The organism is Nostoc sp. JL31, assembly GCF_017114965.1.
Taxonomy (GTDB): Bacteria; Cyanobacteriota; Cyanobacteriia; order Cyanobacteriales; family Nostocaceae; genus Nostoc; species Nostoc punctiforme_A.
Window position 1 is genome coordinate 1 of sequence record NZ_JABXKO010000022.1, and the last position, 15462, is coordinate 15462.

At 42.1% G+C, this 15462-nt stretch carries 15 protein-coding genes; 7 read left to right on the forward strand and 8 right to left on the reverse strand.

Going from position 1 to position 15462, the window contains the following annotated elements; genetic code table 11:
- Positions 1–307: 307 nt before the first annotated feature.
- From HWQ43_RS03660 to HWQ43_RS03680, 5 genes are all read right to left on the reverse strand, one after another.
- Positions 308–1096, reverse strand: coding sequence for a tetratricopeptide repeat protein (locus HWQ43_RS03660; protein WP_292730382.1), 789 nt, complete (start codon positions 1094–1096; stop codon positions 308–310).
- Positions 1090–2529, reverse strand: a complete 1440-nt coding sequence (locus HWQ43_RS03665; RefSeq protein ID WP_292730384.1) for a caspase family protein — start codon at positions 2527–2529, stop codon at positions 1090–1092. Before HWQ43_RS03665 ends, HWQ43_RS03660 begins: the two co-directional genes overlap by 7 nt.
- A gap of 301 nt (positions 2530–2830) precedes the next feature.
- Positions 2831–3781 carry an alpha/beta hydrolase gene (locus HWQ43_RS03670; protein WP_292730387.1) on the reverse strand — a complete coding sequence of 317 codons (951 nt, stop codon included), beginning with the start codon at positions 3779–3781 and terminating at the stop codon, positions 2831–2833.
- Positions 3727–4005 carry a hypothetical protein gene (locus HWQ43_RS03675; RefSeq protein WP_292730389.1) on the reverse strand — a complete coding sequence of 93 codons (279 nt, stop codon included), beginning with the start codon at positions 4003–4005 and terminating at the stop codon, positions 3727–3729. The genes HWQ43_RS03670 and HWQ43_RS03675 overlap by 55 nt, the downstream gene beginning before the upstream one ends.
- A 110-nt stretch (positions 4006–4115) precedes the next feature.
- Positions 4116–4544: a hypothetical protein gene (locus tag HWQ43_RS03680; RefSeq protein WP_179072792.1), complete on the reverse strand. Its 429-nt coding sequence runs from the start codon at positions 4542–4544 to the stop codon at positions 4116–4118.
- A gap of 510 nt (positions 4545–5054) precedes the next feature.
- On the opposite strand from HWQ43_RS03680, the gene psbQ reads away from it, so the two are divergent.
- From psbQ to hemJ, 4 genes are all read left to right on the forward strand, one after another.
- Positions 5055–5510, forward strand: a complete 456-nt coding sequence (gene psbQ / locus HWQ43_RS03685; RefSeq protein ID WP_292730395.1) for a photosystem II protein PsbQ — start codon at positions 5055–5057, stop codon at positions 5508–5510.
- An 81-nt stretch (positions 5511–5591) separates the two neighbouring features.
- Complete coding sequence (locus HWQ43_RS03690) at positions 5592–6728, forward strand: FAD-dependent oxidoreductase (protein WP_292730398.1); 1137 nt, start codon at positions 5592–5594, stop codon at positions 6726–6728.
- 159 nt (positions 6729–6887) lie between these two features.
- Entirely contained in the window at positions 6888–7739 is an 852-nt protein-coding gene (locus HWQ43_RS03695) for an alpha/beta fold hydrolase (RefSeq protein WP_292730401.1), read from the forward strand.
- A 302-nt stretch (positions 7740–8041) separates the two neighbouring features.
- Entirely contained in the window at positions 8042–8623 is a 582-nt protein-coding gene (gene hemJ / locus HWQ43_RS03700) for a protoporphyrinogen oxidase HemJ (RefSeq protein WP_292723578.1), read from the forward strand.
- 93 nt (positions 8624–8716) lie between these two features.
- Here hemJ and HWQ43_RS03705 read toward each other — a convergent pair whose 3' ends face one another.
- Positions 8717–9610 carry a peptidoglycan-binding domain-containing protein gene (locus HWQ43_RS03705; RefSeq protein WP_292730403.1) on the reverse strand — a complete coding sequence of 298 codons (894 nt, stop codon included), beginning with the start codon at positions 9608–9610 and terminating at the stop codon, positions 8717–8719.
- 247 nt (positions 9611–9857) lie between these two features.
- Between HWQ43_RS03705 and HWQ43_RS03710 the strand changes: the two genes are divergently transcribed.
- From HWQ43_RS03710 to HWQ43_RS03720, 3 genes are all read left to right on the forward strand, one after another.
- Complete coding sequence (locus HWQ43_RS03710) at positions 9858–11822, forward strand: COR domain-containing protein (RefSeq protein WP_292730406.1); 1965 nt, start codon at positions 9858–9860, stop codon at positions 11820–11822.
- Complete coding sequence (locus HWQ43_RS03715; protein WP_292730409.1) at positions 11782–12792, forward strand: toll/interleukin-1 receptor domain-containing protein; 1011 nt, start codon at positions 11782–11784, stop codon at positions 12790–12792. The genes HWQ43_RS03710 and HWQ43_RS03715 overlap by 41 nt, the downstream gene beginning before the upstream one ends.
- 118 nt (positions 12793–12910) lie before the next feature.
- Complete coding sequence (locus HWQ43_RS03720) at positions 12911–13219, forward strand: hypothetical protein (RefSeq protein ID WP_292730412.1); 309 nt, start codon at positions 12911–12913, stop codon at positions 13217–13219.
- Positions 13220–13253: 34 nt separating this feature from the next.
- On the opposite strand, the gene HWQ43_RS03725 is transcribed toward HWQ43_RS03720, so the two are convergent.
- Positions 13254–13469: a hypothetical protein gene (locus HWQ43_RS03725; RefSeq protein WP_292730415.1), complete on the reverse strand. Its 216-nt coding sequence runs from the start codon at positions 13467–13469 to the stop codon at positions 13254–13256.
- A gap of 208 nt (positions 13470–13677) precedes the next feature.
- Positions 13678–15396 (reverse strand): NAD+ synthase, encoded by a 1719-nt coding sequence (locus HWQ43_RS03730; protein ID WP_292730666.1) that lies wholly within the window; start codon positions 15394–15396, stop codon positions 13678–13680.
- Positions 15397–15462: the final 66 nt, after the last annotated feature.

Sequence of the window (15462 nt, forward strand, 5' to 3'; positions counted from 1 at the left end):
ATGGAGTTCAAAGACTCATTAATGGAGTTCAAAGACTCATTAATGGAGTTCAAAGGCTCATTAAGTAGATAAACAAAAATATTTACAGTTATTGCGATCGCACCCTTCGCAAAGCATATCGTAGAGAAGTAGTTCTAGGGGTTGCGATCGCAATATTTTGCTTCACTGCATTTGCGATGACATTGTGTAATTAATTATATTGCCTACTTTTTAGACTAGAATTTGAATCCCAGGCGGGTAATACAGCCGGTGCAGATTATCTAAATTACTGAAACCAACGGGAAACAAAAGCAACCATTCTCCTGAATCAAGGCTGACGATTCCGCCGCAGGTATTCCAGATTTTCACGAATGGTTATTGTATTAGGATGATTTGCCCCCAAGCATTTTTCAGCGATCTTCAAAGCTTCAATATACAAAGGTTCGGCATCGCTGTACCTTCCCTGTGAATCGTAGAGTAGTGCCAAATTGTTCAGGCTAGTTGCCACATCGGGGTGTTCATTCCCAAAACGTTTTTTAGCAGCTGATAAACATTGTTCACGCCACGGTAAGGTTTGGACGTAGGCTCCTTGACCATTGTAAAATCTAGCCAAGCCTATAAAAGGCCAGATTAAATCATCATCGCTTAACCACGCTTGGTAAACCGTGGCAGCTTCGGTAAGGTGAGGGATGGCAAGAGTTGCTTGAGCAATTTCTATCAATGTGGGTGTGTAAGGAATATCTTTTGCTACGGCTACCATTGCTTGACAATAGCCGCGCTTGAGTTCCTCAGCTTCAGCCAATTCTTCTAATTTCTGCTGCAATAATTCCCGAATGCGATCATGAACTTGGTAGGTGTCCTCTGCCAATTCTTGCAGCAAATAACGCTCAACTAAAATAGTGCGGTTAGCTTTTAAGTCAAATTCCAAATAGCTATAACTCGCTGCTGATTCTACCAAAGACCAAGGGATAGGAGCCAAAGCAAACAAACTCAACAAACAAGCTAATTTTTGCGCCTCTGGTTCCAAGCATTGCCAATTCAACTCAAAAGCTGCTGCTACACCAGACTCGCCTGCTGATGCTTGCTTTTGTAGCTGTGCGAGGATGTCTGCTAGCATAATACTCTCCCTGGCTCTCGGCACTGTGCTGCTATTTGGTAAAGTCCAATTGGTACATAATTCACAAATCTGCAAAGTCCCTTTGCAAATTCTAATTCCTTCTCAACCCTCTCTTTTCCCAGCAGGGTTGTTAATAATTCTAAGGCTCCATCTGCTGACAATTCACCTAACGGCAGTGATGGATATACTAGCCCTGTATTTAGACGAGTGGTAATCAACACCTTAAACCGAGAACCTTTAGGTGGTAGATAGGATTGAATTAGCTTCCAGTCTTTAAGATCATCAAATATCAATAAAACTTTGCCAGCTTGCCACTTCTTCCAGCAATAAGCAACTTGACCTGCTAGGCTTAATCCATCCGGCAGATTAAAGTTAGGTAAATTTACAACTCCAAACTCTACTAACTGGGTTCCCAAATCAATACCTTGGGGGTTTAACCAACAACACCCGCCAGAATAATCTCCCAAATATTGCTCTGAATATTGAATAGCTAACTCTGTTTTACCCACCCCACCTTGTCCAGTCACATCGGTAATAGCCACAACATCATTAACTTGCAATAGCTGATGCAATTGTTCTATTTGCTCATCCCTGCCAACAAACTTACGAGCTTGACTCTGTTGGATATTATGCGGGATATCAAACGGGTTGAAATGAGATTTTTCAATATCTCCATCCCAACTGCGGGAATAAAAATAAGTCGGCAGTTGTTTTTTATCTAAACTAATAAATCGCTGCTTAACTGCCTCAGTAACTTCCTTCATATTCGGGGGAAAATTCCCATTAGTTGCTGCAAAAGCCTCCCGCACAGCTTGAGAAAAGTATCCTGTTTTATTTTCAGAATATACCTTAGCTTGCTCTCCTTCTCGCGTAGCCAGTAACACAAATTGTTGACTATCTTGCTTTGGCTGTCCGCTCAGAAAAGCTTTGCCACCTAAGTTAGTTGGTCTTCCCTTTGACTCTAAAACATAATTGGCACAGGCATCAATAATACAAATATGATTACGAATCTGAAATTTATCGGAACCCAACAACAATAATAAAGAATTAAAATCTAAATTCTGCCAATTCTGTTTATTAGCATCAGCACAAAGCAACCGACGCTCTCGTTCTGAGGTAATCAAACCATGTCCCGCCCAAAAAATGTAGAGTAAATCGCCCGACTTTGGGGATAAAAAGTTAGTCACAATGTCGGAGATATTTTGCTCTGTTGCTAACTCTACAGTTAACCCACATTCCCCAATTAACTGATGATTTTCTTCCAGTGCTGATAAACATAACCGGATATTCTCCTTCGGTACACCGTGCAGATGCAGCCAATGAGCAAATTTCAGCGCGTCATCGGCTGGCCCCCCTCCAGTTACATTCCAAGCAGATTCGTGGTACTTTTCAATACCCACAATTAACCCAAATGTTCGCTCAGGTTTAGCCATCAACTGCATGATGACCTAGCCTCTCACGTTATGAGGAATTACACATAAGAGATCGCCCAACCCACTTAAAAAGGGGCTTTTAGCGTTCCTCCTACGGTGTACACACAAGTCTGAAGTAGTTTAAGAAGCTGGTTTTTACCCCACCCTAACCCTCCCCTTGTAAAGGGGAGGGAACTAGATTTCCGGCTTCCCCCCTTTCCAAGGGGGGATTGAGGGGGGTAATTTGACTTGTCTGTACACCGTAGCCTTGTAGGGGAGAGGTTTGGAGTGGGTTTTTCTAGATACCGTAAAAAGTAAACCATTATGGCAACCTCGAAATAATCGCCTCCCAGGTTTTGGCATTTGTCCAATAAGCACCGTGGGAACGGGGAAACGGTTGTCTGCTATCCACTCGCACATCCTGCACTCTATCAGGAAAAATTCTATTACCCACGTAACTGAGAAAATCCCGTAAATCGTAGATATTCAACCATTGCGGGAAATGCTCAGGCAATAACTGCCCATATTCTAAGCTGTAGAGGGCGTTAATCTCATATAAAAATGGTGCTTGGGAACCAACTGTTACCAATAATTCCACCTGAGACAACTGCTGCTGCACTAGCAAATCTACACAAGCGATACCTCCCAAACTATGGGCGATTAAAACCACTGGCGGTTCTGCTTGGGCAATTTGTTGTTGGATAAACGCCCTGATTTTTTCACCCCGCGTCTGATACAACAAAATATCACCAGGCATAGGCGAAATTTTATCAGTTAACTCAAGGCGGTTTCCTCTGACATAATTTGTTCCCATTGGTAACGCTAATCCAACAAGTGGCTTTAATAACCAGCCACCCAATCCTAACTCCGCCTCTCCTAAAGCCAGAGTCAGCAATTCCACAACTTTGTCGCGCAATTGGGCATCGGTGAGGATGGGGGGAAATTTCTCTTGCAGTTCGCTAATAAACATTGCTTGAGCCACAACAGCTCTAGCTATTGGTGCATAATATTCACTCAAATCAGATTCGGAAACAGTGAGCAATGCCCGTTCATACGGTTCACTGCGAATCACAGCCTCTCGTGCTGGCTCAAATACCTCTGCAATTCCCGCTTCTTGCAACTTAGCTTGCAGTTGAGATGTCGGAGTGAGACTTGCCACACGAGATTGTAAAACATCCCCTGGTTCTTCCCCAAAGGGATTTCCTGACTCAATCGGTTTCAAAGACAACAGCCGTAATTCATACAGAGGATCGCGGTATAATTGCCCCCACAATACAATATCTGCGTCTTCTTCTGACTCAGATAAAGCCAGTGTCGCATTCCCAAGGGTACTGATGCCCGATTATCATTGAACTTTGCACCTAATACACCCCAAAGGCAGGGAGAAACTTTAATATCAGGACGTTGGGCGCGAATCTTTTGCTCAATTATCTGAAAGGTTTCGTTGTATTCTCGTTCCCTAATGCCTGTGCCATGTACAAATATTACGGTGGTCAAGTCGCTTCGCTCCAATTAAAAATTAAAAATTATTAATTAAAAATTGCAAGATGCTCTCTACAAGACGCTGCGCGAACATCGTAGAGGTTTTCTCCTGCCTCCTGCCCCTTTCATTCACTTGGTTTATTGAAAACTTCTAAAATCTGTCGGCAAATCTGTTTGAGCTTATCCTCAATTTCACCAGAAGGCGAAGATGCACCGACAACATTCCAGTTTTCTACCGTAGAAAGTCGCCACGCTTCACCGCGATGATCGAATCCAGCTACCTCCACACCGATCGCACGCCGGGAATTATTGATGGGATCTTGATAAAATCGGATTTGAATTAAAATACTACGACTTCGCCAAGATTTGCTGATACCAGGAAAGTGAAAGCCAATATCTATAGAATCTGGATCGACTAACTCCCTAGTTTCCGGGTCATTTTTCCAGGGTTTGAGATCGGATTTGGCATCAGGAAACTCGAATTTGAACAAATTAACTACCGTAGCTATGTTGCTGGCGAGTTCAAGGTTCGTTGCCTGTTCAGCTGCGTTCACTAAAAAACACTCCTATATCGCGTCGGCATCTTCCGGGATGTGAAGACAGAAAAACCGCCAGAAGGCTTATATTATTGGTGTTTCAGCTTATCAAGACCTTTGAGATTTAGCAACTCTAAATCATATTTCCCTAACAATATCAGTTAACGTGAGTTCGACAAGTTTTATTTGACCTCTCCCCCAGCCCCTCTCCGACACGGAGAGGGGAGCAAAAAGCTGAATTTTTCCTTGCTCCTCCCTTTCAGTTTCGGAGAGGGAGGCTGGGAGGGAGAGGTTCATCTAACTCACGTTCAGTTACTAACAGAAGCCAAAAATCGCTTCTTGTTGGGACTGCCTAACACCTATTAAGTAATTGTACTTAAAAATTACTCAAAAGCAGATGGAACTCTGCTCTTTGGAGAAAATATCAAGATTTTCTGCAAAATCCTTGGCTGACAAGAACGATTGACTGCGCTAGCGATCTAAAATGACACTGTGAATCGGTAAACCAAAAGCAATTAAGTTGAATATATGGTGCGTCAACGCTCGATTTTTTCATTTTTCCTAGTACTATTGGCCACATTCCTGATTAGTTGTGGTGGCCCTGGTGTTGCGATCGCACCTCCAACTTACACAGCACTACAACTTGAAAAAATTCAGGCTTATGTTCCTGAAATTCAGGCTGTGCGCGATCGCTCAGAAGAATTGACAACCCTGATTAAAAAAGGTGATTGGATCAATGTGCGTAACTTTATACATGGGCCGATAACAGAAGCAAAGCTGAATCTGACTTATGTCACTCCCAACCTTCTACCCAATGACCAACCCAAAGCACGTCAAATAACGCGAGATTTTTTTAAAGACCTGGTTAAACTCGATAAAGCTACTAGTGCTGGCAATCCTCTAGTTGCCTTGAACCAATCCCAAGCTGCTTTCGCAGAGATTGACAAATTTCTCCAACTGCTTCCGAAAACAGAAGAGAGTTAGGAGTTAAGAATTAGGAGTTAGGAGTTAAGAATTAAGAATTTTTAACTTCTAACTTCTAACTCCTCACTTGAAACACAAGTTATGAATGTAGTTATTATCGGTTGTGGTGTGGTTGGGGCTGCGATCGCTTACGAACTGAGTCTAGTAAAAGGGCTGAAAATTACAGTTTGCGATCGCCAACCACCAGCCCAAGCTTCCACAGGCGCTGCACTTGGTGTTTTGATGGGCGTAATCAGCCAAAAAATCAAGGGCAAAGCTTGGCAGATGCGACAAACCAGCATCCAACGCTATGAAACCTTGATTCCTGAATTAGAAGCTTTAACAGGTCGCAAAATTCCTTTTAATCGTCAGGGAATTCTCATGCTTTTGTCTGATTCCTCTCTAGAGGGGATGTCAGCATGGGAAAAACTAGTAGAAGTTCGCCACTCTCAAGGCTGGAATTTAGAAATTTGGGACACGGCTAAACTCCAGAATATTTGTCCTCAAGTCGATGTCTACGACGGGCTGCACCTACGCGAAAAAGTTACTGGTGCTGTCTATTCTCCCCAAGATCGTCAACTCGATCCAACTGCTCTCACATTAGCTTTAATTGAGGCCGCCCAGCAAAACGGTGTAACTTTTAAATTTGGCGTGACTGTTTTGGATGCCCAAACCTCACCACTTGATTCTTCTCCCCAATTTTGCGATCGCCTTGAGACTACAGAAGGAAAAATAACCGCAGATTGGTTTGTAGTTGCAGCAGGGTTAGGTTCAACACCACTGACGGCAAAATTAAATCAGATAATTGATATTCGCCCCGTACTTGGGCAAGCTTTGCAAATGCGTGTGGGGCATCCATTAGGCAATCCCGACTTCCAGCCAGCGATAACGGGTAACGATGTGCATATTGTTCCTGTGGGCGGTGGAGATTATTGGATAGGCGCAACTGTGGAATTTCCTAGCAATGGCGATGAGATACCGCCAAATCAAGAACTGCTGGAATCTGTTAGAGAACAAGCGATCGCATTTTGTCCAGAATTAGCCACAGCAAAAATTATCCGCACTTGGTCGGGGTTACGTCCCCGTCCTGAAGGTCGTCCAGCCCCAGTTATTGGTAAGTTGCCAGGGTTTAGTAACATCCTGCTGGCTACCGGACACTATCGCAACGGCGTTTTACTAGCACCCGCTACAGCTTATGCGATTCGTGAGATGATTATTTCTCAGGGACTTGGGGACTAGGGATTGGGGACTGGGGACTAGGGACTGGGGACTAGGGACTGGGGACTGGAGACTGGGACTGGAGACTGGGACTAAGTACTAGGGACTGAATTCTTCTTATCAATACCCAATCCCCAATACCCAATCCCCAGTACCCAATCCCCAATATAGGAAAATAACGTGTCAATAACAGAACATAAAATCAATGTAGATTCACTGGAATGGTTTTATCGGGAATCTTTACCAATCGGCAGAAGTGACTTAGCGCCTGTGTTGTTGCTACACGGCTTGGTTTCACAAAGTTATAGTTGGCGTCATATTATACCTGCGTTGGCGAATCAGGGGACAAGAGCGATCGCTCCAGATTGGATTGGTTACGGCTTTTCTGCTAAACCAGAAAAACGAGATTTTGCTTACACTCCCGATGCTTTTATCACAGCTTTAGAAGGATTTATTAGAGCTTTAGAACTCGAACATTTTTCTTTAGTTGTCCAAGGTTTTTTAGGTTCTGTAGGACTACAATATGCTTTGCGTCATCCAGAACAAATTGCTAATTTAGCTATTTTAAATACACCAATTTCAACAGATGCTAAATTACCCTGGAAAATTAAACAAATGGGTTTACCTTTAGCAGGTGAAGTCATGACCCAAGACCCCTTATTAGTCGATCGGACGCTAGAAGGCGGAAGCCGTTATCGCATAGGAGATAAGGATTTAGATATTTATCGAAAACCATTTTTAAAAAGTTCTTCATCTGGTCGAAGTCTCTTAGCAAGTATTCGCAATTTACAGCTTGATTCAGCCATGACAGAAATACAAACTGGCTTTAAAGAATGGCAACAACCAATTCTAATTCAATGGGGTATGATTGACCCTTGGCTACCTGTAGATATTGCCGAAAACTTTGCCAATTCCGTACCAAATACTGAATTAATAAAACTTAATAACGTCGGACATTATCCTCAAGAACATTACCACGAGGCGATTTTGGAAGACCTTTTACCCTTTGTACGTCGTAAAGATGTTCATTGACAATATAGCTTTGGCAAAAATCGATATTATAAAAATGGATGTCAGGATTCAGGAGTCAGAATTCAGAATGGGCTAAACGCTTCGCTACCGCTAACAGGAGTCAGAATCAATTAGTAGAGGATGCAAAATCATCACTGTAGTTCATTAAATGGAAGATTGAGTGGCAGAATTCAAATGTTATTTATTGTTAAAACTCCATCCTTTAACAGGTGGAATATTCTGAATTCTGAATTCTGGCTCCTGACTACTTTTTATTACCATTAAAAATGGATCGCAACCACAAATAAAGGAGATTATGATTCGTGGCTTATTCATGGTTTAAAGCTTTTCATATTGTCGGATTTGTAGTTTGGTTCGCTGGTTTATTCTACCTAGTACGTCTTTTTATCTATCACGTTGAAGCGAACGTTGAACCTGAACCAGCACGAACGATACTGAAAAATCAATATCAAATTATGGAAAAGCGCCTTTACTCTATCATCACTAACCCAGGAATGTTTGTGACGATCGCAATGGCCATTGGTTTAGTAAGCACTGAACCAGATATTTTAAAAGAGGGTTGGTTGCATATCAAACTGCTGTTTGTGGCTATTTTAATTGGCTATCATCATTACTGCGCTCGGCTGATGAAGAAATTAGCAGTAGATGAATGTCGCTGGAGTGGTCAGCAATTACGTGCTTTAAATGAAGCGCCTACAGTTATGTTAGTAGCGATCGTGTTGCTGGCTGTGTTTAAGAATAATCTCCCTACAGATATCGCAGCTTGGGCAATTTTCGCCATGATTATTTTGATGGCAGTCACTATTCAACTTTACGCCAAAAAACGCAGGCTGGATAAAGAGAAATTGACGGCACAAATAGGGCAACCACAAGAACAAAGTTAGACAAAGTAAGGTAGCACAGTCGTGCTACCTTACTAAACGTTGCATCACAACAATAAATGCTACCAATTAACTATTACTTCATCCTGGAAACGTTTACAGTAAATCATCTCCAGGAATCACGGTAGTGTAAAAAATATATTTGCGATTAGCCACATAACGGCGGTCTTGTTTAATAATTGCCATAAACTCTCTATGTCCCTCACGGGTACGCCCCACTAAACAACCCGCGCTAGCAAGGCGAATATCATTCCGGGGGAAATCAAAGCCGTAGTGTTGATTAACGTAAAAATTATCGCCTGTATCAAGTTTGTCGCCAGTCCGTGTAAAATCTTTATTGAAATCTCTACAAACAGTTATATCTCCAACTTGCACTAACGCTTCATGAGGTTCGGCTGTGCCGTGAGTACCAACAGCCCAAGCTTTGTATTGTCCAAACTGAATCCTAGCTGCTCCTTTGGGATTCATCGGATTATAAGTGTAGTACCTCCCTGGTTCTGTAGTTGCTTCCCAGTGATCTACGATTTTGGGAACGCCATTTACTACTTCAATCACAATTCGCCGATCGTTAAATTGATTGGGTGTATCACTGTTGAGAGTCCAGTCTGCATCTATGCCCTCTACATAAACAATGTTGTATTCTTTGGGATTGGTAAATACCTGATAACCTTTGGATAGCATGTATTTCACAATCTTACTAGCGATGTCATTGCCTAGTTTTAAGGGGGGTTTAGGAAGATCGTCTATTTTGGTTTCAATTAGTTTTTTGGCTGTGACTGCTCCTAAAAAGCCACTCTCTTCAGTCTTTGTTAATTCTTGAAATTTTTTGAGAGCTATCACAGAAACAGGGCCAAATTTACCATCGGCTGGAGGTTCCAGCAAACCTAAGCCGTTTAACAATATCTGAATCTGACGAGCTAAGTCTGCATCTTCTGCGATCGCATCAAATGACCATTTCTCATCTTTTCCCAAGAAATCTTGTAGTTTCATTATGCACCTGCTTTCATTTATTGAGTTCTAAGTATAAACATCATTTTAAAAATTGATGTCGTCTAAAACTATACTCTAACCTCAAATATGATGTCATCTGGAGTCTGCGATATCTACAACGAGCTACGCTAACGCACATTGCCTGAATGCAATACTTCATACAAGCTACATTATTAATTAGCTCAATTTCTCTGCTGCGCGTCCAAGCAGCAAATCGTCGTCAGGCATCGCCTCTGTAAAACCCAAAATGACTAACGAAGAACTGCTGCAAATTATTGAAAAAGCTGCCAGAGACAACGCGACAACATTAGACCTTTCAGGTAACAGCTTAACAACGCTAGTGCCAGAAATTGTCCAACTCACTAACCTGCAATCGCTCATCCTCAGTAGTAATCAACTGAGCAGTCTGCCACCAGAAGTAGTCGAACTTACCAACCTCCAAACCCTCATCCTTAGCAATAATCAACTGAGCAGTTTACCATCGGAAATTGTTAAACTCACCAACCTGCAAACGCTTTCTCTCAGTAGAAATCAACTGACCACTCTGCCGCCGGAAGTAGTCCAACTCACTAACCTGCAATCGCTCATCCTCAGTAGAAATCAACTGACCAGTCTGCCACCCGAAGTAGTCCAACTCACTAACCTGCAATCGCTCATCCTCAGCAGAAATCAACTGACCAGTCTGCCACCCGAAGTAGTCCAACTCACCAACCTGCAATCGCTAAACCTCAGTGTTAATAGACTAAACAATCTGCCGCCAGAAATTGTTCAACTCACCAATTTGCAATCGCTAAACCTCAGTGTTAATAGACTAAACAATCTGCCGCCAGAAATTGTTCAACTCACCAATTTGCAATTGCTAAACCTCAGCAGAAATCAACTAAGCAGTTTGCCACCGGAAATCAGACAACTACCAAACCTGAACAAGCTGGATCTTCGCAGAAACCCACTTCCGATTCCACCTGAGATTTTGGGGATAAAGGATTTATCGCAAGATCCTGGCGATGTCAATGAAATTCTCGATTTCTATTTCCGGGTGCAAGACCCAGCTGAAACTGAACTTTTCTATGAGGCAAAATTATTGATTGTTGGCGAAGGAGGAGCAGGTAAAACCTCTTTAGCCAAAAAAATTGCAGATGAAACCTACAAACTGCAACCAAATGAGGAATCAACCAAAGGTATTGAAGTCATCCACTGGCACTTTACACAGCCCAATGGCAAAGATTTTCGCGTCAATATTTGGGACTTCGGTGGTCAGGCAATCTACCACCAAACCCATCAGTTTTTCCTGAGCAAGCGTTCTCTCTATGCTTTAGTTGCTGATACTCGCAAAGAAAACACTGATTTTTACTGGTGGCTAAAGATTGTTGAACTTTTAAGCGACAAGAGTCCAGTTCTCATCATTAAAAACGAAAAACAAGACCGTCAGTGCGAAGTCGATGGGGGTCAGTTACGAGGAGAATTTGACAACTTGGAAAAAATTCTGGCAACCAATTTGGATACTAATCGCGGTTTAGTAGAGATTAAAGACGCTATTCAGCTCTACATCAGCAGACTTGACCATGTTGGTACACCTCTACCAAAACTCTGGGTAAGAGTCAGAGCAGTTTTAGAGAACTATTCCCGCAATTACATCAGCCTTGAAGAATACTGTAGCCTTTGCCGACTCAATAATTTAACTGACCGTAAAGATATGCTGCGCTTGAGCAGCTATCTCCACGACCTCGGTGTTTGCCTCCACTTTCAAGATGATTCTACACTTAAACACTACGTCATCCTCAAACCAGAATGGGGGACAACTGCCGTTTACAAAGTTTTGGATAATGACAATGTTAAAAAAAAGTTGGGTTGTTTTACTAAGAACGACCTGGAAGATATTTGGAAAAGTGGCGAATATGCTGAGATGCGAGACGAACTACTGCAATTAATGATGCGGTTCAAGCTGTGCTACGAAATTCCCGGTCGCCCTGCCAACTATATTGCCCCTCAATTGCTGCCCATTGAAAAAGCTGATTATACTTGGGACGATCGCAACAACCTGATCCTGCGCTACACCTATACATTCATGCCAAAAGGCATCCTCACCCGTTTTATTGTCGAGACGCACCCTTGGATTGAACAGCAAAAACTCGTTTGGAAAAGCGGTATTGTTCTCAACAAAGACCAAACTCGTGCAGAAATCATTGAAAACTATCATCAACGGCGAAATTAAAATCCGTGTAGCCGGAAACCGCAAAAAAGAACTGATGGCTGTCATCACCCATGAACTCGAAAAAATCCACAACTCTTACGAACGTTTGCAATATCAAACTTTAGTTCCTTGTAACTGCGAAACTTGTAAAAATCTGCCCATACCTTATTCCTATTCTTTAGACAAACTCAATAAGCGCTTGAGCGATCGCCGTTACCAAATTGAGTGCGAAAACAGCTATGAAATGGTAGATGTCCGCAGGTTAATTGATGATGTCATGTTTCAAGCCATTAAAGCAGATGCGGAATTTAATCCCCAAGTTGCACAGTTGCAAAGCGAACTGGAGCAAGAGAGAAATGAATCATTGACGCATCGTTTACGAGATAGTGAAGAAGAACAAAAACAGATCGTGAATAGTCAATCTGCAATTGAATTCGAGAAGGAAATTTTCATCTCTTATGCTTGGGGTGGAGAAAGTGAGCAATTTGTCAATAAACTAGATGAAACTTTCCAGGCGAAAGGGATCAAAATCATCCGCGATAAACGCGATTTGGGCTACAAAGGACTAATTAAAGCTTTCATGGAACGGATTGGACGCGGGAAATGTGCGATCGCGGTTATTAGTGACAAGTATTTAAAATCTCTCAATTGTATGTTTGAGCTACTGCAAATTGCTAAAAATGGTGAACTTTCTAAGCGAATTTTCCCTATTGTGTTAGCGGATGCCCAAATTTATAAACCTGCTGCAAGACTTCAATATATTAAGTATTGGGAAGAAGAAATCAAAGAATTTGATGAAGAGATGAAAGGCGTTTCCGCAGCTAATTTAAAGGGATTTCGTGAAGAAATTGACCAATACACCGAGATTCGCAGCAGGATCGCAGAACTCACCAACCTGCTGAAAGATATGAACACGCTCACTCCTGATATTCACAGCAAATCAGGATTTGAAGAATTGCTGAATGCGATCGCACACCGTTTAGATGAGTAAAAATAACCTATTGATTAAGCTCAGAGGTTGAGCAATGTCTCCGACAAGCTAGACTTACGCCCTTTTAACTAGACAATTTATGTTCTAAAGTGCAAGCTTTAAGTTCAAAAGTAGAATTATGAGGGTTAAAGCCGCAACTTCGAGGATAAAAGGTGCAACTTTGAGGATAAAAGACTCAACTTTGAGGATAAAAGGTGCAACTTTGAGGATAAAAGGCTCAACTTTGAGGATAAAAGGTGCAACTTTGAGGATAAAAGGCTCAACTTCGAGGATAAAAGGCGCAACTTCGAGGGTTAAAGGTGCAATTTTGAGGGTTAAAGGTGCAACTTCGAGGGTTGAAGGTCAAGCGATCGCTCTTTTAACTCGACAACTCATGTTCAAAGGTGCAAACTTCGAGTTCAGAGGTGGAGCGATCGAGATCGTATGATTGCTTCAATCTAACAAAGGAAAATCTTTGTGAATTAAGCATCGTTTACCTGTCTGTCTTCTTCTAACAGTGCGGCTAGTTTATTAGCAGCTTCATGGGAATTATAGGGAGACCACACATGATAAATGACTCCTGGCTGTAACGACAATGCTTCTTCAGTCGCCAGTTCTTGAACTAAAAACTGCATGACCTTGAGTTTATCTGCACGAGATAGGTTGTGCAAGGTTGGAAACAAATCTACTACGCTCATATCAAGTTGAAGATAACGACTAAATACTTTTTATATTTTTACAACTACTATAAGGTGGTTAGAAAGTTTGTGGCGTTGGCGTAAAAAAGATTTTACTACGCAAAACCTGTCCCTCTTCGCATCGGAGAAGGACAGATTTTAATAAAAGTTCAAGGTAGGGAGAGGTTTGATAACTAATTACTTGATTTGCGGATGTGCATCTTGTCCATCACAACAAACTAAGGTTAGGTGTAGCTGTAGTTTTAGCCTGGTAAGCTTTTTTAACACCAACCCAGTTACTAGCAATTGGCATTCGCCAACCGGTTCCGAAGGCGCGATCGGTGATTTTTAAGCCGGGAGGTGCTTGTCGCCGTTTAAATTCAGCCCGCGCCACCATTTGGATTACTCTGTCTACAATCACCGGATCGTGACCGGCTGCAACAATTTGCGCTGCTGATTGGTGGTTGTGAATCAGGCGTTGCAAAATATCGTCCAAAATTTCGTAAGGCGGTAGAGAGTCTTGATCCACTTGGCCTGGTTTGAGTTCGGCGCTGGGTGCTTTAGTCAAAACGTTTTGCGGGATGATTTCATTATTGCGATTTAACCAATGGCAAAGTGAATACACACGGGTTTTAGGAACATCTGCAATCACTGCTAACCCGCCATTCATATCGCCGTAAAGAGTACAGTAACCCACAGCCATTTCTGACTTGTTACCTGTAGATAAAAGCAGATAGCCAAATTTGTTAGCGATCGCCATTAATAAATTACCGCGAATCCGAGATTGGATATTCTCTTCAGCCAGTCCAAACTCTGTACCCGCAAATAAATCACCCAATGTTTGATCGAAGCCTTGCATTAACTCGCCAATTGGTAAAAGATTAGTGTTAATTCCCAAATTTTTGGCTAATGCCACAGCATCACTGATGGAATGCTCCGAACTGTAAGGCGAAGGCATGAGAACACCGAGGACATTTTCTTTACCAAGTGCCGCAGTGGCGATCGCAGCTACTATTGCAGAGTCAATCCCGCCACTTAAACCCAACACTACTTTAGAAAAGCGACACTTACGAGCGTAATCTCGCACTCCCAAAACCAAAGCTTGCCAGATTTCTTCATCTTCCGATTCATAAACAGGTGCTATAGTACCTAATTGAAAATCCCGTTGCGCTTCGTCAAATTCAACTACTACTAAATCGGTATCAAAACCACGAGCGCGACACATAATTTCACCTTGACGATTTAAGGCAAAACTCCGCCCATCAAAAATTAGGTCATCATTTCCCCCAACCTGATTAGTGTAAATCATCGGTTGTTGAAAACGTACTGCACTATGCCTGAGCATAGTTTCACGAAACTGCTGCTTGCCAACTGTGTAGGGCGAAGCAGACAAATTGACAATCAAATCTACACCCAAAATTGCTAAGTCAGCAATCGGATTTACTGTATAACTACGTTTGCCCCAAAATTCCTCGTCGTTCCATAAATCTTCGCAAATAGTTACGCCAATATCGATATTATCTAAAGTGAAATAATTAGCTTGCAAGCCTGGTTCAAAATAGCGACGTTCATCAAAGACATCGTAAGTAGGCAAAAGTCGCTTGTGAAAAACTTGCTTAACCTGGCCATTTTCTAACAAAGCCATGCTGTTAAATAAAGTTTTACCGCCACTAATATGTGCATTGAGGTTCGGTTCAACAGTTCCTACCAACACAGCTAAATTTGGTGGTAAATCCTCAGCCAAGTTTTGTAAAGTGATGCCCATTGCTTCCACAAAACTAGGATTTAGTAATAAATCTCTTGGTGGATAGCCACACAAAGAAAGTTCTGGTGTCAACAACAAACGCGCACCGCTAGATGCTGCGCGTTGTGCCGCCTCCAGGATTTTTTGGGCATTTAAAAGCAAATCACCAATTGTAGGATTAATTTGAGCGATCGCAATTTTCATATTATTTGTCATTTGTCATGGGTCATTTGTCATTTGTCAAGAGTCATAAGTTACTCTGGACTTAAG

What these genes read in the sequence shown, in the direction of transcription:
- HWQ43_RS03725 (WP_292730415.1), bottom strand. Translation starts at nt 13,469, where the DNA reads ATGAGCGTAGTAGATTTGTTTCCAACCTTGCACAACCTATCTCGTGCA.
- HWQ43_RS03705 (WP_292730403.1), bottom strand. Translation starts at nt 9,610, where the DNA reads ATGAAACTACAAGATTTCTTGGGAAAAGATGAGAAATGGTCATTTGAT.
- HWQ43_RS03660 (WP_292730382.1), bottom strand. Translation starts at nt 1,096, where the DNA reads ATGCTAGCAGACATCCTCGCACAGCTACAAAAGCAAGCATCAGCAGGC.
- HWQ43_RS03710 (WP_292730406.1), top strand. Translation starts at nt 9,858, where the DNA reads ATGACTAACGAAGAACTGCTGCAAATTATTGAAAAAGCTGCCAGAGAC.
- psbQ (WP_292730395.1), top strand. Translation starts at nt 5,055, where the DNA reads ATGGTGCGTCAACGCTCGATTTTTTCATTTTTCCTAGTACTATTGGCC.
- HWQ43_RS03720 (WP_292730412.1), top strand. Translation starts at nt 12,911, where the DNA reads ATGAGGGTTAAAGCCGCAACTTCGAGGATAAAAGGTGCAACTTTGAGG.
- HWQ43_RS03730 (WP_292730666.1), bottom strand. Translation starts at nt 15,396, where the DNA reads ATGAAAATTGCGATCGCTCAAATTAATCCTACAATTGGTGATTTGCTT.
- HWQ43_RS03665 (WP_292730384.1), bottom strand. Translation starts at nt 2,529, where the DNA reads ATGGCTAAACCTGAGCGAACATTTGGGTTAATTGTGGGTATTGAAAAG.
- HWQ43_RS03690 (WP_292730398.1), top strand. Translation starts at nt 5,592, where the DNA reads ATGAATGTAGTTATTATCGGTTGTGGTGTGGTTGGGGCTGCGATCGCT.